The following is an 18,960-nucleotide window of genomic DNA, read 5'->3' as shown; positions in this document are numbered from 1 at the left end:
ACCTCCGGTAGCCGGGTAACCACACCGGAACGCCGGAAACCCCGGGGTGGTCGCCGCGACGGACGCCCACCCCGGATACCGATCAGGCCGACGGGGCGGCCGCGACCCGGGCCGGCACCGCGGGCACGGCGTCGGTCTCGGGCACCTCGGTGCCGCGCAGCGACGCGCCCACCGTCTCCCGCAGGAAGGCCCAGGCCACCAGGCCGACCAGACACGCGCCCACCATGTAGAGCGCGGGGAACAGCGTCCAGCCGGTGCCCTCGATCACGGCCTCGTTCACCAGCGGCGCGGTACCGCCGAAGAGCGCCGTGGACACGTTGTAGCCGAGGGCGAATCCCGCATAGCGGACATGGGTCGGGAAGATGGCCGGGAAGGTCGCGGTGATCGTCGCCAGCTGCGGCAGGTAGAGCAGCCCCAGCACCACGAAGCCGATGACGGCCCAGACGATGCCCTGCCCCATCAGCCAGTACATCGGTATGGCGAGCACCGCCAGACTCAGCAGCGACACCAGCCACATCGGCCGCCGACCGACCCGGTCGGAGAGATGACCGAAGGCGGGCAGCGACACCATCATGATCAACTGGCCGATCAGCATCATGGCCGTGGTGGTCGACTCGTCGACGCCGATGGTGTTCTCCAGATAGGTCGGCTGGTAGGTGAGCAGGGTGTAGTTCACCACATTCAGCGCGATCACCAGGCCGCCCAGAGTCAGCAGCTCACGCCGGTAGTCCCGCAGCAGCACGCGCAGACCGGTGCGCGGATGCTGCTGCTCCTTCACCTCGGTGAAAACCGGGGACTCGTCCAGCTTGGTGCGCAGATACCAGCCGATCAGGCCGAGCGGCACGGCCAGCAGGAAGGGGATGCGCCAGCCCCACTCGTACATGGCGTCCGACCCCAGCGCGAGCTGGCAGGCCAGCACCACGGCCGAACCGCCCACGAAACCACCGAGGGTGCCGAACTCCAGGAAGCTGCCGAGGAAGCCGCGACGGCGGTCCTCGCAGGACTCCGCGAGATAGGTCGCCGCACCGCCGTACTCGCCGCCGGTGGAGAAGCCCTGCACCACGCGCAGGGAGATGAGCAGGATGGGCGCCAGCACCCCGGCGGTGGCATGGCTGGGCAGCACGCCGATCAGGCCGGTGGCGGCCGCCATCAGCAGAATCGTCGTGGCCAGGACCGCTTTTCGGCCGATGCGGTCGCCGAGCGGCCCCCACACCATGCCGCCCAGCGGACGCAACATGAAGGAGATCGCGAAGCCGAGCATGGTGCCCAGGACTCCGAGATCTCCGGGAAAGAACGCGGCCGTGATGTAGGTGGCCGCCGCGGCGTAGACGCCGTAGTCGAACCATTCGGTGGCATTGCCCATGGCGGCGGCGGCCACCGAACGGCGTTGTTGTCTGGGTTCCGGATCGCGGCTAGTCATGCCAGCTCCTCTCCCCCGCGAATTGGCGTATGTCGTTTCCGCGCCGTGAGGGCACGGCGCACACGAAATAACCGGGTACCCGGGACGCGGATTCGGCAAACCACAGCTACTCTCCAGCAGCGCCCGGGCAATACCGCTACCAGCGCATACGAGAGGATAGTGACCCCGGTCGCACCTCATTCCAGCGGGCGCGCCGACCAGGCGCACAACCTGTCGCGGACACCGCCCCGGCCCGGAGCAAAGCCTGCGCGACCGGCGGAGATCCACGATGCGACGGTCATCGCGCCGAACTGTCAGGCGGCTCCGCCCGAAACGGCACCGCGAGCCCGGCCGACGAGGCGACTCGACCGCTCAGCCACCGCGGCCCGACCAGTCGGCTCGGAAGACTGAGCCGCCACCGCCGCCCGACCACTCAGCTCGAAACACCGAGCCGCCACCGCCGCCCGACCACTCAGCTCGAAACACCGAGCCGCCACCGCCGCCCGACCACTCAGCTCGAAACACCGAGCCGCCACCGCCGCCCGACCACTCAGCTCGAAACACCGAGCCGCCACCGCCGCCCGACCACTCAGCTCGAAACACTGAGCCGCCACCGCCCGACCACTCAGCTCGGGGCGGAGCCGTATCGGCTCCGCCCCGAGTTCGCTCGCCCTCGTGCGCGATCACGCCTTGGTGATCGTCACCCGCACGCCGCCCACGATCTCGCTGGCATCCGCGCCCGCCGCGTCGAAACTCAGCGAGGTGGCGAGGATTTCCCCGGCGATGAGATCGCGGTGGGTCCGCGCCCACTCCTGCCGCTCGGCGGGCACCTCCAGCACCACGGCGATGCGGTCGGAGACGTCCAGGCCCTTGGCCTTGCGGGTTTCCTGCAGGTCGCGGATGAGGTCGCGCGCCCATCCCTCGGCCTCCAGTTCCTCGGTGACCGCCGAATTCAGCACCACCAGACCGGCATTGCCGGGCAGGGCGGCGGTGGAGTCCGGCTCGGCGGCGACCAGGCGCTGGGTGTACTCCTCGGGCAGCAGGGTGATGCCCGCGGCGCTCACCACGCCGTCGGCCGATTCGGTCCACTCGCCCGCCTTGACCGCCTTGATGACGGTCTGCACGTCCTTGCCCAGGCGCGGACCGGCGGCACGGGCGTTGACCACCAGTTCGAAGCGGCCGTGCGCGGCCACATCGGTGGTGAGGTCGACCTTCTTGACATTCACCTCGTCGGCGATCAGGTCGGTGAACGGGGTGAGCCGCTCCGCGTCCTCGGCCGCCACGGTGACCTCCGAGAGCGGCAGCCGCACCCGCAGATTCTGGGCCTTGCGCAGGCTCAGCACCGTCGAGCACACCGCGCGCACCTCGTCCATGGCCGCGACCAGCTCCGGATCGGCGGGCAACTCGGTCTCGGCCGGCCAGTCGGCCAGGTGCACCGAGCGGCCGCCGGTGAGGCCGCGCCAGATCACCTCGGTGAGCAGCGGCAGCAGCGGGGCCGCCAGCCGGGTGGTCACCTCCAGCACGGTGTGCAGGGTGTCGATGGCATCGCGGTCCTCCTCCCAGAAGCGCGAACGCGACCGGCGCACATACCAGTTGGTGAGCGCGTCGGCGAAGGAGCGCAGTTCGTCACATGCCCCGGCGATGTCGTAGACCTCCAGCGCCTCGGTCATGACCTCGCGGGTGCGGGCCAGCTTGGCCAGGATGTAGCGGTCCAGCACATGCGGCGAATCCGTGCGCCAGGTACCGGCTTTCGAGGCGTAGAGCTGCAGGAAGGTCCAGGCGTTCCAGAGCGGGCGCAGCGCGTGGCCGACCCCCTCGCGGATGCCGCGCTCGGTGACGATGAGGTTGCCGCCGCGCAGGATGGGCGAGGCCATGAGGAACCACCGCATGGCATCGGATCCGTCGCGGTCGAACACCTCGTTGACATTCGGGTAGTTGCCCTTGGACTTGGACATCTTGAGCCCGTCGTCGCCGAGCACGATGCCGTGCGCCGCAACGGTTTTGAAGGCCGGACGGTCGAACAGCGCGGTGGCCAGCACGTGCAGGGTGTAGAACCAGCCGCGGGTCTGGCCGTTGTACTCGACGATGAAATCGCCCGGGTTGTGGCCGACGGCGGCGGTGCCGCCCGTGGACTCGGCGGTCGCGGTGCCGTCGAACCAGTCCTTGTTCTCGAACGGGTAGTGCACCTGCGCGAACGGCATGGAGCCGGACTCGAACCAGCAGTCGAGCACCTCGGGGGTGCGCCGCATCATCGACTTCCCGGTCGGGTCATCGGGATTCGGGCGCACCAGGTCGTCGATCATGGGCCGGTGCAGATCGGTCGGGCGCACGCCGAAGTCGCGCTCCAGCTCGTCGAGCGAGCCGTACACGTCCACCCGCGGATAGGCCGGATCGTCGGAGACCCACACCGGGATGGGCGAACCCCAGTACCGGTTGCGGCTGATGTTCCAGTCGCGCGCACCCTCGAGCCACTTGCCGAACTGGCCGTCGCGGATGTGCTCGGGCACCCAGGTGATCTCCTGGTTGAGCTCCACCATGCGGTCGCGGAACTTGGTGACGGCCACGAACCAGGACGGCACCGCCATGTAGATGAGCGGCTGCCCGGACCGCCAGCTGTGGGGGTAGGAGTGCTCGATGGTCTCGTGCCGCAACAGCTTTCCGGCGGCCTTGAGGTCCTTGATGATCACCGGGTTGGCGTCGAAGACCATGAGGCCCTGGTACGGCGGCACCATGGAGGTGAACTTGCCGCCCGCGTCGAGGGGCTGCACCAGTTCGATACCCGCCGCCGACGCGACGTCCATATCCTCCTCACCGAAGGCGGGCGCGAGATGCACGATGCCGGTGCCGGAGTCGGTGGTCACGTAGTCGGCGGTCAGCACCCGGTGCGCGTTCGGGTGGCCGACGAAGAAGTCGAACGGCGGCTGATAGCACAGATCGACCAGGGCGGCGCCGAGATGTTCGCCGAGCACCTCGAAGCCGTCGGCCTCCTCGCCCAGCTCGCGCGCGTAGTGCGAAACCCGTTCGGCGGCAAGCAGGTAGCGCTTGCCGTCCTTGCCCTTGACGTGGGTGTAGGTGACGTCGGGGTGGACGGCGATCGCCAGGTTGGACGGCAGCGTCCAGGGCGTGGTGGTCCAGATCAGGGCGTTCGCGCCGTCCAGCTCGTGCAGCGGATGGTCCGCCGGCACCGACAGCACCATATCCACGGTGACCGCCGGGTCCTGCCGCATCTTGTAGGCGTCGTCGAGGCGGGTCTCCTGGTTCGACAGCGGCGTCTGCTCGTACCAGCTGTAGGGCAGCACCCGGAAGCCCTGATAGATGAGCCCCTTGTCGTACAACGCCTTGAAGGCCCACATGACCGACTCCATGAAGTCGAGATCGAGGGTCTTGTAGTCGTTGTCGAAGTCGACCCAGCGGGCCTGACGCGTCACATAGTTGCGCCACTCATTGGTGTAGCGAAGTACCGAGGACTTGCATGCGGCATTGAATTCCGCCAAGCCCATGGCATCGATCTGTGATTTGTCCGTGATACCGAGCTGCTTCTCCGCTTCGATTTCCGCGGGCAGGCCGTGAGTATCCCATCCGAATCGGCGCTCGACCTTCTTTCCGCGCATGGTTTGGAAGCGCGGGATCAAATCCTTGACATAGCCGGTGAGCAGATGTCCGTAATGCGGCAACCCATTGGCGAAGGGGGGCCCGTCATAGAAGACGAATTCCGGTGCATCGGAACGGTTCTCGATGCTGGCGCGGAAGGTGTCGTCGGCGGCCCAGCACGCCAGGACGCGCTGCTCCAGATCGGGGAAGGACACCTGGCCGCCGCCGGTGCGGCCCAGGTCGACGCGGGGGTACGCGTTGCGGGTGGCTGTGGGGTCCACCGCGGGGTTGTCTACAGGGGCCTCGTCCGCCATCGCGGGCTCCGTCTCTCCTCGTGCCATCACCTGTGGGCACGGGGACGACGACGAGCGCCCGATGCGCTCTCACCGCGGTACCACCCCGCTTGTCCGGCGACGTCCCGGTCGGGACGGCCGAACCTCTCGTTGCGAGCTGTGACGGGCTCACCCGTTCGGTTCTACTGAGCGGCCGCGGCCGCCGTTCTTCCGAAGGCTCCCCGGTGATTGCCGGATCGACGCCGTAGTGCAGTGTCAAGTCTAGCGAGCGCGGTCCAGGGATTATTCCGCGGACCCGCGCTCTAGTGTCTGGCGTGCTTACCGCCTGGCCGGGACTGGGTCTCGTCCTCGTCGGAGCGCATGGACAGCGCGCTGACCAGCAGGAGCACCGCGCCGATCACACAGACCACGATGCAGGCCCACGCCCACACCACGGAACCGGTGGTCAGGGCGGTCACCAGCAGTCCGAATCCGACCGCCGCTAGGCCGAGCGTCACCACGAGCACGGGCACCCCCTGGTCTGACCGCGAATTCCGAAACGGTGGTGTCGCTGCGCTGTGTCACCCGGCCCGTGGTCACCCGGCCCGTGCGGGCCGTGCTGCGCGGCACCGGGGGACGTCGTCGCGACGGCTTTACTTGCCGCCCTTGAGCAGTGCACCGTTGCCGGACGCGCCCTCGCCGAACTCGCCGCCGTCGACCGGCACCGCGGACCCGCGGTTCTCCAGCTCCTCGAGCTGCGATTCCAGGTAGGACTTCAGCCGCACCCGGTACTCGCGTTCGAAGGTCTTGAGCTGCTCGATCCGGCTCTCCAACACACTGCGCTGCTGAGTGATGGTGGCCATGATCTCGGTGTGCTTGCGCTCGGCGTCGGCCTGCAGGCCGTCGGCCTTCTCCTTGGCCTGGCGCAGCTGATTGTCGGAGCGGGTCTGCGCGTCCGACAGCATGGCCTCGGCCTTCTGGCGGGCGTCGGCGATCATCGACTCGGAGCGGGTGCGCGCATCGCTGACCAGGCGCTCGGAATTGGTTCTGGCGTTCGCCAGCAACTGCTCGGCCTCGGTCTTGGCATCGGAGGTGAGCCGATCGGCCATCTCCTGGGCCAGCGAGAGCACCTTGGCCGCTTGCAGATTCGCGTCCGCGGAGGGCGCGTCCTTGGCGGCGGGCGCGGGGGCCGGCATGGGCGCGGGGGCCGGAGCCGGGGCGGGCTTGGGCGGCTCCGGCGCGGGAGCCTGCTTCACGGCCGCGACCGGGCCCCGATTCTTCTTGGCGTCAGCGAGTTCCGCGTCGAGCTCGGCGACCCGCTGGCGCAGATCGGCGTTCTCTTCGATGAGGCGTGAGAGCTCCTGCTCGACCAGATCGAGGAAGGCGTCGACTTCGTCCTCGTTGTAGCCGCGCTTCCCGATCGGTGGTTTGCTGAACGCGACGTTGTGCACATCGGCTGGGGTCAGCGGCATGGAAGGATCCCTTCACGCTTCGTACGGAGATCTAGCACTAGATCAGACAAGCTTTCTTCTCGGCCCATTCTGTCACATCTCAGCTACGCGGTGCCGCCAGTGGCCGTGAGCGAGTAGAGGAAGAAGACGACAAAAAGCAGGACCATAATCGACAGATCGAGCCGAATTCCCCCAAGATTCACTGGCGGTATCAAACGCCTCAGGAGTTTCACCGGTGGATCCGTGATCGTGAAGATCACCTCGAAGATGACGGCGAGGAAGCCGCTGGGGCGCCAATCGCGCGCGAACACGTGGATGAACTCCACGATGACGCGGCTGATCAGCAGCAGCCAGAACAGGAGCAGGACTAGGTTCAACACCGCGATCAGGGCCACGTGTTCACTCTGCCTCAGAATCGGTGTCCCGCAAAACATACGCGCCGCTCGGATCGGCGCGCCCTCCCCCGTGCACGGCGTGTCCCCGCAGGGTGCGGCGGTGCGGCCGCACCCGGACGGGGTCGCTATTTCTGGTTGTAGAAACCGGTTTCGGCGATGCGCCGACGCTCCTCGGCCGATACGTCCACATCGGCCGGTGAGAGCAGGAACACCTTGGTCGCGACCTTGTCGAACGAGCCACGCAGCGCGAAGGCCAGCCCGGCGGCGAAGTCGACCAGGCGGCGAGCGTCGGAGTTGCTCATCTCGACCAGGTCCATGATCACCGGGGTGCCGTCGCGGAAACGCTCGCCGATGATGGCGGCCTCGGCATAGGTGCGCGGACGCAGCGTCGTGATCTTGGACAAGGGGCCGCCTTCCTCGAAGAGCCCGGACCGGCGCGGCGGCGCGGTCTCGATGCGGCGCTCCTCCATCCGCAGCTCTTCCATGCGCCGCTCGGCCTCCGTGTCCACCGCCAGCGCACCGCGGGTCGCGCCGCGCACCATCGGCGCACCGCCGCCCAGGCTGCGGGTGCGGCTGGACGGGGCGGTGTCGATGCGGGTGGGACGGCGCGGCGGCTCGTACCGGTCATCCGCGTAGTCGTCGGCGTAGTCATCGCGACGCGCCACGCTGTAGCCCGGCTGGTACGGGGCCTTGTAGGACGGCTCGGGGTAGGCGGGCTCGTCGTCGTAGCGGTCGTCGGCGTACCGGTCGTAGTCGCGGTCGTATTCCCGGGGACGGGGCCGACGCGCACCACGCTCGTCGAGGCCACCCCGGTGTCCCCCGCGGTCGTCGACGTAGTCGTCCTCGTAATCCTCGAGCGGAACCATGCCGAAGTACGCCTTGAACTTGTGCAGCGTGCTCATGCCTCCACCTCGCTAGCGCTCAACTCCAGCACGAGCACGCTCGTGGCTGCGTCGATCATTCGCTCGCTACGCTCGCTCATACCGGTCGACCTTCCTTCGGCCCCGACTGGCCTGGGGTGTTGAAGTACTGCTCAGTCCCTCGTCCTTCACAAGCATATGTTTCAAATGTGACTGATGAGGTTTCTTTGCTAAGGCGAGGTTATCGGTCGCGCGCCCATCAACGCGGTACCGACACGCACGCAGGTCGATCCGTGGGCGATGGCGGCCTCCAAATCGTTTGACATCCCCGCCGACAGCTCCCTGGCCTGGGGATGTGTCGCCAGCAGGCGGCCGTGCAGGTCGGCCAGGCGGGCGAATTCGGCGGCCGGATCGGTGCCCAGCGGCGGAATCGCCATCAGGCCCGCGAGCTGCAACGATGCCGTTTCCTCGATCCGGTCGGCGAGGGCCGGGAGATCGTCGGGGGCGACGCCGCCGCGGGAGGGGTCGGCGTCCAGGCTGACTTGCAGCAGGACACGCAGGGATGTGTCGCGATCGCCCGCCTCGAGGGCGGCGGTGACAGCGGTGTCGAGCGCGGTCGCCAACCTGTCCGAATCGACCGAATAGACGGTATTTGCCCAGCGTGCAACGTGTTTCGCTTTGTTGCGCTGGAGACGTCCGATGAATTCCCAGCGCACGTGCGCCAGGTGGCGCAACTGGGCCACTTTCTCGCTGGCCTCCTGTTCTCGGGATTCGCCGAATTCGCGGCGGCCGAGTCCATAGAGGATTTCGATATCCGAGGCCGGAAAGAATTTAGTTACGGGGAGTAAGCGTACGGTGTCGGGTTCCCGCCCGGCCACCCGGCATGCTGCGTCGATGCGCTCGGTCAGGGTGGTGAGGTTGGCCGACAGTTCGGCGGTGCGCGCCGTGACGCGCGTCTCGCCGTCGGTTTCGATACCCATTGCGGCGGTGGACGATTCGGAGGTCATGCCGCCGCTCCCTCGGATGACATCCAAATCACACCGGCGATTCGGCCGGTCGGCGCGCCGCGGCGGTGCGAGAACAGCGTTTCGTCCTCGATGGTGCAGCGCGGGTCCACCGCGACCGCGCCGACCCCGGCCGCCTCCAACTGCCGCCGGATGCCCGCGCGCAGATCCAGGCCCGGGGTGCCCTTGGCGGTGGTGGTGGCGCTGCCCGGCAGATGCTCCTCGACGTCGGCGCGCATGGTGGCGGGCACCTCGTACTGGCGTCCGCTGGCCGCCGGGCCCAGGAACGCGCCGATGCGTTCGGGTTTCGCGCCGAGTTCGTACATGGCCTCGAGCACCCGCGGCACGATACCGATGCGCGCGCCGATGCGGCCCGCGTGCACGGCCGCGATCACCCCCGCCTCGTCATCCGACAGCAGCACCGGGACACAGTCGGCGGTCAGCACCACCAGCGCCAGATCCGGCTGCGTGGTGACCAGGGCGTCGGTCGCGGGCACGGCGTCGGTGCGCGGCCCGTCCACCACCGTGACGGTGCGCCCGTGGATCTGCTCCATCCAGATCAACCGCTCCGGCGCCAGCCCGAGGTTCTCGGCCAGCCGCAATCGATTGCGCCGCACCGCCTCCGGATCGTCGCCGACATGATCCCCGAGATTGAACGAGTCGTACGGGGCCTTCGAGAACCCGCCCGCCCGTGTCGTCGTCACCCGCCGAGTACGCAGTACCGGTGCAGCAGAAGTCATGCCTCCGAGGGTAATGGCCACCACCGGGCAACCCGCGCCAGCGGCCGCGTGCGGACCATCACGTGACGCACCGCCCCGGACACCGGAACCGAACACCCGCCGCCCGACTCTCGACCACGCTCGGCACCGCGATTCCCATCGCACCACCGGCGACGGCGCTGTCGGTGGGCTCGATGCCGAGGTGACACGTCTCTCAGCCCGCGGAGCCGCTGGCCGAACCCGAGGAACCGGAGGAGCTGCCCGCCGAGCCGGAGGCGGAACCGCTGCCGCCGCCGGTGTTGCCGGTGGCGACGAGGCTGAAGTCGCCGCACCAGCCGCCGGGGCCGCGGGTGGCCTGGCAGGCGATGTAGGCGGTGTCGCCGACGGCGGTGAAGGTCTGGGTGACGGTGGTGGGGGCGGTGGCGGTGACGTCGCGGCTCACGTAGGCCACGCTGGTGGCCGAGTCCAGGGCCAATGCCAGCACCCCGCCGCCGTCGGCCGCGCCGACCCGCACCGAGAAGGTGTACTCGGCCCCCTTGACGACGGGGACGTCCTGGCCCACGTACCCGCTGTCGCGCACGGTGGCGGTGCCGCCGCCGAGGTGGGCGTTGTAGATGTGCCCCTCCCAGCCCCGGGCTCCCTCGGTGAACGCGGGATTGGCGACCAGATTCTGCGCGGCGGTCAACTCCACCCCCGGCGATGCCTGGGCAATCCCGGTGGAGGCGAAAGATCCCACCGCCGCGACCGCAATCGCGCAGCGAGCAGTCCGTCCCACCGTGCTGATCATGAAGCTCCTCCCGCACGCGGCGATTCCCGCGCATCGAATCCGTTACCCGCTGGCAACCCAACGACCGGCCACGCTAGCAGGCCGCGGCACCCGGACCACGCCACCCTCCGCGCCGCCACCGGTACGGCGGCGTACCGCGCCCGCCAGTACGCCGCCAGACGACACCACGCCCACATCAGCCGCCCGAGCGACAGCTGGCGCACATCAACCACCTGGACAGCGGCGGCTACTCAGGCGGTCGCACTGGGGCACACCGACGTCGACCATCGCGAGTTTCGGACCAGCCGCGGGCACGGCTGGCCGCGCACGACCACCGGCTGGCCGCATGGTGCCCCGGCGTGGCGGAGGTCTGGAATCCGGCGTACTCGCGTTTTTCGACGGTGCGGCGTCTGCGCGAGATTCCGGGGCCGGGACGCTCACGGCCACATCCCGAAACGCGCCGACGCACCGGTCCCGTGCGGGTACCGGTGCGTCGGTGGTGGTGGGTCAGCGCCGCATGAACGACGGCACGTCCACGTCGTCGTCGGTGTCGTCGTCGGAGGGCTGGATGTGCGAGCGGGGGTTGTGCGCCACCGTCGGGTCGATGGAGGGGCGGGGGGAGCCGTAGGAGGGGGCGGGACCGCGGGAGACCGGTTGTTCCGGGGCCGGGGCAGGGTCGGGGCGCACCGGGTCGGGGGTGCGGGCCGAACCGTAGTCGGAGGTGCGGGAGGTGGACGGGGCCACGTCGCCCGCCCGGGCGGAGCCGATGGTGGAGGTGGCGGTCCGGGTGATGGTGGATTCGATGCGCCGGGCGGGGCCGGTGCCGTCGAAGCCCGCCGCGATCACCGTGACCCGTACCTCGTCACCGAGGGAGTCGTCGATGACCGTGCCGAAGATGATGTTGGCCTCGATGTGTGCGGCCTCCTGCACCAGCGAGGCGGCCTCGTTGATCTCGAACAGGCCCAGATCCGAACCACCGGCGATGGACAGCAGCACCCCGTGCGCGCCGTCCATGGACGCCTCCAGCAGCGGTGAGTTGATGGCGGCCTCGGCCGCCTTCACCGAGCGCCCCTCACCCCGCGCCGAACCGATGCCCATGAGCGCACTGCCCGCCCCGGACATGACGCTCTTGACGTCGGCGAAGTCGACATTGATCAGACCGGGGGTGGTGATCAGGTCGGTGATGCCCTGCACACCGTTGAGCAGCACCTCGTCGGCCGAGCGGAAGGCGTCCATGAGCGAGACCGCCGCGTCGCCCAGCTGCAGCAGCCGGTCGTTGGGGATGACGATGAGGGTGTCGCAGGATTCGCGCAGCGCCTGGATGCCCGCCTCGGCCTGGTTGGAGCGGCGCTTGCCCTCGAAGGAGAACGGCCGCGTGACCACACCGATGGTGAGCGCGCCGAGCTTGCGGGCGATGCTCGCCACCACCGGCGCGCCGCCGGTGCCGGTGCCGCCGCCCTCACCGGCGGTCACGAAGACCATGTCGGCCCCCTTGAGGACCTCCTCGATCTCGTCCTTGTGGTCCTCGGCGGCCTTGCGGCCCACCTCGGGGTCGGCGCCCGCGCCGAGGCCGCGGGTGAGTTCCCGGCCGACATCGAGCTTGACGTCCGCGTCCGACATCAACAGCGCTTGCGCGTCGGTGTTGACCGCGATGAACTCGACTCCCTTGAGTCCCTGTTCGATCATTCGATTGACGGCGTTCACGCCGCCGCCGCCGATACCGACGACCTTGATCACTGCAAGGTAGTTGTGCGGGGGCGTCATGGACTCTCGCCTTCCTTCGATCCAACAAGCTTGGTGTCTTCGGATGCTCGCCGTAAGCCAGTACCGAAAGGTCTCGGTCTGATAAAGCCTCAACCATAGGTTTAGCGTTATGTCAAGTATCCGACTGTTGCGGAACGCTATTCGCAGCCACCGCGTTACGCGCGCAGGCGCGCCGAAACGAGATTCAGAATCTTGCGTGATCCCACTCGTCCGACCCGCCTCGCATCGTATCGTGGACGGTTGCTCTCCGGTGCCGGGATGGCAGCCGGAAGCGCTCCGGATGACCACCGAAAATTTCGGTGTCCCAAAGGGTATCGTTCACTTTACCGTGACGAGATTCGGACTCGAAATGTCGAACACCTCGCCGTCGCGTGTCAGCAGCGGTATCACCACCGCCGCCTTGCGCTCGGAATCGCCTGCTCCACCCCACAGCACGCGCCGTCCGTCGCGTAGCTCGAGCTGAATGTCCGAAACCGATCTCGCCACAATCTCTCCCACCTCGAGCCGCAGTGATACCGGGACCGCATTGATCACGGTGACGGCCGCACGGGTGGCGGGATCGTTGCCACCGGGAGTTTCGGTGACCAATTTCGGTACTCCGATCGGGGCCGGTTCGATGGCGAATTCCACGCTCTCGGAATCGATCAGGTGGGCGCCGTCGGGCGCCTCGAAGAAGAGCACCGGTGTGCGTTCGACCACCGTCACCCGCACCGAGGACGGGAACACCCGCTGCACCCGCACCGAGTGCACCTTGGGCAGCCGCGCCACCCGCTGCGCCAGCTCGGTGGTGTCGATGCGCAGCATGGACCGCCCCGCCGGCATGTCGAGAGCGTCGAGGACCTGCGCCTCGGTCACCACCGACAGGCCGTCGACGCGCACCGTGCGCACCGCCAGCAGCGGTGAGAAATAGGCGACCAGGCCGAGCGCCAGCGCGACCACGACCCCGGCGGCCACGCCGATGCGCGCCCGCCGCGACTCCCGGACCCGGATCCACCAGGGCTCCCGGCGACCGCGCCGGAGCCGGGCCCAGCGGGCCGCGTCGGCGCGCCGGCCGGTCTCGTCCGGATCGACGGAATCATCGACCGGATCGGCCGTTTCGGCGTCCACTCCCCCGCGGCGCATGCCGGATCACCGCCCGTGCGCGGGCCGGGCGCGCAGCCCGTCGAGAATCTGACCGCCGAGCATGGTGACATCGCCCGCGCCCATGGTGATCACCACATCGCCGGGGCGCGCGAGTCCGGCCACCTGGCGGCCCACCCGCGACATATCCGGCTGGTAGTGCACGGGTTTGGTGACGGCCTGCGCCACCAGTGCCCCGTTCACGCCCGGCAGCGGCTCCTCCCGCGCGCCGTACACGTCGAGCACCACCACTTCGTCGGCGAGGTCGAGGGCGGCCCCGAATTCGGTCGCGAAGGTGGCGGTGCGGCTGTACAGGTGCGGCTGGAAGACCACGATCACCCGCCCGGGCCGCGACCGCGCCCCGTCGGCGGCCTCCTGCGCCACCAGCTCCGCCGCCGCGCCGAGCACGGCGCGCACCTCGGTGGGGTGGTGGGCGTAGTCGTCGAAGACGCGCACGCCGTTCTCCCGACCGGTGAGCTGGAAGCGCCGGTGCACGCCGCCGAAACCCTCCAGCCCCTGGATGATCTCGCCGACGTCGGCCCCGGCGGCGCGGGCGGCCAGCAGCGCGCCGAGCGCGTTGAGCGCCATGTGGCGGCCGGGTACCGAGAGCCGCAGCGTGCGCGGCGCGGGTTCGTCGGCGAGCTGGAACTGCGCCACACCGCCCACATCGCGCGGCTCCCAGGAGTGCAGGCGCGCGGCGACGGGCACCCCGGTCGCCACTCCGGCCGAGCCGTAGCCGAGCACCTGGATGCCGCGGTCGTCGTCGGCGAGCCTGGCCACGGTGCGTTCGGCCAGTCCCAGCGAGCCCGGATCGTCCAGGCACACCACGAGTTTCCCGCCGGGTACCAGGCGGTCCACGAAATCGTCGAAGACCTGTACGTAGGCTTCGTCGGAGCCGAAGTAGTCCAGGTGGTCGGATTCGATATTGGTGACCACCGCGACATCGGGCGCGTACTGCAGCAGCGAGGCGTCGCTCTCGTCGGCCTCGGCCACGAAGCTGCCGCCGGTGCCGTGGTGGGCGTTGGTGCCGGATTCGTTGAGTTCGCCGCCGACCGCGAAGGACGGATCGAATCCGCAGTGCTGCAAGGCCACCACCAGCATGGAGGTGGTGGAGGTCTTACCGTGCGTACCGGAGACCAGCAGCGAGCGGTGCCCCTGCATGAGCGAGGCGAGCACGGCGGGGCGCAGCAGCACCGGGATGCCGCGGCGATTCGCCTCCACCAGTTCCGGATTGGTCTTGGGGATGGCGGCGTAGGTGGTGACGACGGCGCTGGGGCCGCCGGGTAGCAGGTCCAGGGCGCTGGCGTCGTGACCGATGCGCACCTGCGCGCCGCGCGCCCGCAGCGCCAGTACGCCGCGGCTCTCCTTGGCGTCCGAGCCGGAGACGAGTCCGCCGCGGGAGAGCAGGATGCGCGCGATGCCGGACATGCCCGCGCCGCCGATGCCGATCATGTGCACCCGGTGCAGATTCGCGGGCAGGTCGGTGCGCTGTTCGACCGGTGCCGCCGTCTCCTCCGTCATCGGCCCGCCACCTCCAGCACGATACGCGCGATGACGTCGGCGGCGTCGCGATGTCCGGCGTTCGCCGCGGCGCGCCCCATTGCCGTCAGCCGATCGGAATCCATGAGCAGCGGTATCACCTCGTCGATCACGTATTTCGGAGTCAGCTCCGCGTCCGCCACGATTCTGCCACCGCCGGCGGCCACCACCGGGCGGGCATTGAGTTCCTGCTCCCCGTTTCCGTGCGGGAGGGGGACGTAGAAGGCGGGCAGACCGACGGCCGACACCTCGGCGACGGTCATGGCGCCCGAGCGGCACACCACCGCGTCGGCGGCGGCGTAGGCCAGATCCATCCGCGACAGGTACGGCACGGCAACGTATTTCGCATTGTCCCCGGCGGTGTCGTCGAGGGTGAGGCTGTTCTTCGGCCCGTGCGCGTGCAGTACCGAGATACCGGCGGCGATGAGCTGCGGCGCGGCGGCCGAGACCGCCTCGTTGAGCGTCCGCGCGCCCTGGGAGCCGCCGAAGACCAGCAGTACCGGTCCCTCGGCGGGCAGGCCGAATTCGCTGCGCGCGGCGGCCCGCAGGCCCGCGCGGTCGAGTCCGGAGATGGATCCGCGCACCGGGATGCCGACCACCTCGGCGTCGGCCCGGCCGCGCGCCGCCACACCCGAATTCGGCACGGCCGCCAGCACGCGCGCCGCGACGCGGGCACCGACCTTGTTGGCGATACCGGCCTTGGCATTGGCCTCGTGGATGACCACCGGAACCCTGCGCCGCCGCCGCAGCGGACCCGGACCGGCCGCCAGATAGGCGGGTAGCGCGACATAGCCGCCCACCCCGAAGATCACATCGGCCTCGACGGCGTCGATGATCTGGCGTGTCCGTGACACGGAGGCGCGGACACGCCCCGGCAGCCGCAGCAGATCCATGGTGGGCTTGCGCGGCAACGGCACCGGCGGCACGAGTTCCAGCGGATAGCCGCGTTCGGGCACGAGTTTCGTTTCGAGTCCGCGCTGGGTGCCGAGTGCGGTCACCCGGATATTCGGGTCGATTCGCCGCAGCGCGTCCGCCACGGCCAGCGCGGGCTCGATATGTCCCGCGGTGCCACCGCCCGCCACGATCACCGAGAGCGGTCGCTCCCCTGTCACCTCGAATTTCCCCGTTCTCTCGCATGTCTCATCGGATAGCTGGGCTCCCAGGCCCGGGTGCTGCGCCACGATTCGGTGGAGGCCGAACGGCGACGCGATGAATCCGAATCTATCGACCTGCGCGCGTCCGCGCCGCCCCGACCGCTCGGTGGCAGTGCGCGTCGCGATTTCGCGCCTGGTTTGACCGCTTTCGCCGAGCGTTTGGCCGCCGAGCGGGCGCGGGCGGCGCGGGCGCGTCCGGCGGAGTAGATCTCCGGCTTCGGCAGGCGCAGCAGGCGGCTGAACCGGCCGTCCTGTCCCGCGTGCAGTGCCGCCACCGCCTCGGGTTCGTGCCGGGCCGCATTGGCGACGATGCCGAACATGAGCAGCGTGATGGCCAGCGACGAGCCGCCCGCCGACACCAGCGGCAGCTGCAGCCCGGTCACCGGCAGCAGCCCCACCACATAGCCGATATTGATCAGCGCCTGGCCGGTGATCCAGGTGGTGGCGGTGGCGGACAGCAGCCGCAGGAACGGATCCACCGAGCGGGTGGCGATGCGCAGCCCGGTGTAGGCGAACAGCGCGAAAAGCCCCAGCACCAGCGCACATCCGAGGAAGCCGAGTTCCTCGCCGATAATGGCGAAGATGAAATCGTTGTGGGCATTGGGCAGATAGCTCCACTTGGCCCGGCTCTGTCCGAGGCCGCGACCCCAGATACCGCCGTCGGCAAGCGAATACAGCGCCTGCCGGGACTGGTAGCCGATGCCCTGCGGATCCTCACCGGGATTGAAGAAGGCGCGCATGCGGTCGGAGCGGTAGCCCGCCGACAACGCCAGCACCCCCGCCGCCACCACGCCCGAGACGGCGATGGTGACGAACATGCGCAGCGGCAGCCCGCCGAACCACAGCAGCGCCGCCAGCACGATGCCCAGTGCGATGGTGGTGGACAGATTGGGCTCGAGCACGACCAGGAAGCACACCAGCAGCCCGGCGGGCACCAGCGGCATCAGGATCTCGCGATAGCCCACGTGCCCGTCGGCGTATTCGGCGCGGCGCGAGGCCAGCAGGTGCGCGCCCCACACCACCAGGGTGATCTTCACGATCTCCGACGGCTGCACGGAGACGAATCCGAGGTCGAACCAGCGCCGCGAACCCGACACCTTGGTGCCGATGCCGGGGATGAGCACCAGCACCAGCAGCACCACCGACAGCGCGAACACCGGGAAGGACAGCTGCCGCAGCACCCGCAGCGGAATCCGCAGCGCCACATAGAACGCCAGCGCGCCCACCGCCGCGAACGCCGCCTGCTGGATGAACAGCGAGTACGCCGATTTGCCGACCGCGTACGCCTCGACGCTGGAGGCCGAGAGCACCATGACCAGGCCGAGCACCGTGAGCAGGGCGGCGATGCTCACCACCAGGTGGAACGAGGCCAGCGGGCGGGCCAGCCACGCGCCGAACCACCCGGCCCGGGCCCGTCGCGGGGTCTGCGCCGCGGCGGGCCGGGTGGCGGTCATTCGGTGCTCCCGATGTCCTTCTCGTTCAGGTCCGCCACCGCGGTGGCGAAGCTGCGGCCGCGATGGGTGTAGTCGGTGAACATGTCCAGCGAGGCGGCGGCCGGGGCCAGCAGCACGGTGTCGCCGCGCCGGGCGTATCCGGCGGCGGCGCGTACCGCGCGCGCCATGACGGCGTCCGGCCCGATCGCGGCGAGTTCGGTGGCGACCATCCCTGCATCGTCCCCCGAACCCAGGGTCACGACCGGGACGTCGGGGGCGTGTCGCGCCAGCGCGGCGGCGATCACATCGGCGTCCTGGCCGAAGAGCACGGCGGCGACGAGGTGTTCGCGCACCTCCTCGACGAGGTCCTCCACGCCCGCGCCCTTGAGCTGACCGCCCGCCACCCAGATCACGTGCGGGTGCGCCAGGATCGACGACCGCGCGGCGTGCGGGTTGGTGGCCTTGGAGTCGTCGATGAAGTCGACGCCCGCGACCTCGCGCACGAAGGCGGCCCGATGCGGGCCCACCTTGTGCTCGGCCAGCCCCTCTTTCACGAATTGCGGTGCCACGTCGATGGATCGGGTGAGCGCGGCGGCGGCGAGGGCGTCGGCCACTCCGGCCGGGCCCGGCGGGCTGATATCGCCCACCTCGGCCAGGATGGCGGCCTTGGTGAAGGCGCGGTCGAGCAGTTTGCCGTCCACCACGCCGAGTTCGCCGTCGGCGGGCACGCCGACGCGGAAGCCGACGGTGCGGCGCGCCTTGGACTTTCGGGCCAGCGCGGCGGCCACGGCGTCGTCGAGACCCACCACGCCGACCCGCCCGGTGAGTGCGCGCGCCTTGGCGGCGGCGTAGGCGTCGAGGCCGCCGTGCCAGTCCAGGTGGTCCTCGGCCACATTCAGCACCACCCCGGCCTCGGGTCGTACCGAGGGGGCCCAATGCAGTTGGAAGGAGGACAGTTCCACGGCCAGCACCTGCGGTCCGGGATTGCGCCGCAGCGCGTCCAGGATCGGGGTGCCGATATTGCCGCAGGCCACGCTGGGGATTCCGGCCGCGCGCAGGATGGCGTGCGTCATCTGCGTGGTGGTGGTCTTGCCGTTGGTGCCGGTGATGACCAGCCACTTGCGCACCGGACCGTAGATGCGGGCCTGATCGACCCACCAGGCGAATTCCACGTCGCCCCAGACCGGGATGCCGGAGGTGACCGCGGTGACCAGCACCGGGGAGTCCGGCCGCCAGCCCGGGCTGGTGATCACCAGCGCAAACCGGTCCAGCGCCCCGTGTTCCACCAGATCCGCGGGGGCGGCGGTGGCCAGACCGAGTTCGGCCGCCTCCGCCAGGGCCTTCTCACCGCCGTCGGTGACCACCGGACGCGCGCCGATGTCCTGTAGCGGCTCGATGAGCGAGCGCCCGGACACCCCCCATCCGGCGACGAGAACGTCACGGCCACGCAGAAATTCGAGCATGGGCCCCGGTGACCGGAGCACCCTCGGAGAA

General features: G+C 69.5%; 15 protein-coding genes. All 15 read right to left on the bottom strand.

The features are described 5' to 3' along the window. Positions 1–82: 82 nt before the first annotated feature. Entirely contained in the window at positions 83–1,420 is a 1,338-nt protein-coding gene (locus FOH10_RS08500; RefSeq protein ID WP_029929272.1) for an MFS transporter, read from the bottom strand. A 662-nt stretch (positions 1,421–2,082) separates the two neighbouring features. Then, positions 2,083–5,304, bottom strand: coding sequence for an isoleucine--tRNA ligase (gene ileS / locus FOH10_RS08495; RefSeq protein WP_143980307.1), 3,222 nt, complete (start codon positions 5,302–5,304; stop codon positions 2,083–2,085). A 281-nt stretch (positions 5,305–5,585) separates the two neighbouring features. Further along, entirely contained in the window at positions 5,586–5,789 is a 204-nt protein-coding gene (locus FOH10_RS08490) for a hypothetical protein (protein WP_029929276.1), read from the bottom strand. Positions 5,790–5,915: 126 nt separating this feature from the next. Continuing rightward, entirely contained in the window at positions 5,916–6,734 is an 819-nt protein-coding gene (wag31, locus tag FOH10_RS08485) for a DivIVA-like cell division protein Wag31 (protein WP_039812462.1), read from the bottom strand. Positions 6,735–6,817: 83 nt separating this feature from the next. Further along, positions 6,818–7,108, bottom strand: a complete 291-nt coding sequence (locus tag FOH10_RS08480; protein WP_029929281.1) for a YggT family protein — start codon at positions 7,106–7,108, stop codon at positions 6,818–6,820. A 125-nt stretch (positions 7,109–7,233) separates the two neighbouring features. Next, on the bottom strand, positions 7,234–8,010 hold the full coding sequence (locus FOH10_RS08475; protein ID WP_029929282.1) for a cell division protein SepF: 777 nt from the start codon (positions 8,008–8,010) through the stop codon (positions 7,234–7,236). A gap of 188 nt (positions 8,011–8,198) precedes the next feature. Further along, positions 8,199–8,948: a YggS family pyridoxal phosphate-dependent enzyme gene (locus tag FOH10_RS08470; RefSeq protein WP_143983942.1), complete on the bottom strand. Its 750-nt coding sequence runs from the start codon at positions 8,946–8,948 to the stop codon at positions 8,199–8,201. A gap of 23 nt (positions 8,949–8,971) precedes the next feature. Next, complete coding sequence (gene pgeF / locus FOH10_RS08465) at positions 8,972–9,712, bottom strand: peptidoglycan editing factor PgeF (protein WP_143980306.1); 741 nt, start codon at positions 9,710–9,712, stop codon at positions 8,972–8,974. Positions 9,713–9,905: 193 nt separating this feature from the next. Continuing rightward, complete coding sequence (locus FOH10_RS08460; protein ID WP_143980305.1) at positions 9,906–10,478, bottom strand: hypothetical protein; 573 nt, start codon at positions 10,476–10,478, stop codon at positions 9,906–9,908. 486 nt (positions 10,479–10,964) lie between these two features. Next, positions 10,965–12,221, bottom strand: a complete 1,257-nt coding sequence (ftsZ, locus tag FOH10_RS08455; RefSeq protein ID WP_029929287.1) for a cell division protein FtsZ — start codon at positions 12,219–12,221, stop codon at positions 10,965–10,967. Between the two features lie 318 nt (positions 12,222–12,539). Continuing rightward, positions 12,540–13,343: a cell division protein FtsQ/DivIB gene (locus FOH10_RS08450; RefSeq protein ID WP_143980304.1), complete on the bottom strand. Its 804-nt coding sequence runs from the start codon at positions 13,341–13,343 to the stop codon at positions 12,540–12,542. A 6-nt stretch (positions 13,344–13,349) separates the two neighbouring features. Further along, positions 13,350–14,861, bottom strand: a complete 1,512-nt coding sequence (gene murC / locus FOH10_RS08445; RefSeq protein ID WP_051037090.1) for a UDP-N-acetylmuramate--L-alanine ligase — start codon at positions 14,859–14,861, stop codon at positions 13,350–13,352. Further along, positions 14,858–15,991: an undecaprenyldiphospho-muramoylpentapeptide beta-N-acetylglucosaminyltransferase gene (gene murG / locus FOH10_RS08440; RefSeq protein WP_143980303.1), complete on the bottom strand. Its 1,134-nt coding sequence runs from the start codon at positions 15,989–15,991 to the stop codon at positions 14,858–14,860. Before murG ends, murC begins: the two co-directional genes overlap by 4 nt. After that, positions 15,988–17,487, bottom strand: a complete 1,500-nt coding sequence (gene ftsW / locus FOH10_RS08435; RefSeq protein WP_143980302.1) for a putative lipid II flippase FtsW — start codon at positions 17,485–17,487, stop codon at positions 15,988–15,990. The genes murG and ftsW overlap by 4 nt, the downstream gene beginning before the upstream one ends. Beyond that, positions 17,484–18,929 (bottom strand): UDP-N-acetylmuramoyl-L-alanine--D-glutamate ligase, encoded by a 1,446-nt coding sequence (murD, locus tag FOH10_RS08430; protein ID WP_143980301.1) that lies wholly within the window; start codon positions 18,927–18,929, stop codon positions 17,484–17,486. Before murD ends, ftsW begins: the two co-directional genes overlap by 4 nt. Positions 18,930–18,960: the final 31 nt, after the last annotated feature.

It is taken from the genome of Nocardia otitidiscaviarum (genome assembly GCF_007362295.1).
GTDB lineage: Bacteria > Actinomycetota > Actinomycetes > Mycobacteriales > Mycobacteriaceae > Nocardia > Nocardia otitidiscaviarum.
This window is presented reverse-complemented; position numbering and strand designations above follow the sequence as displayed.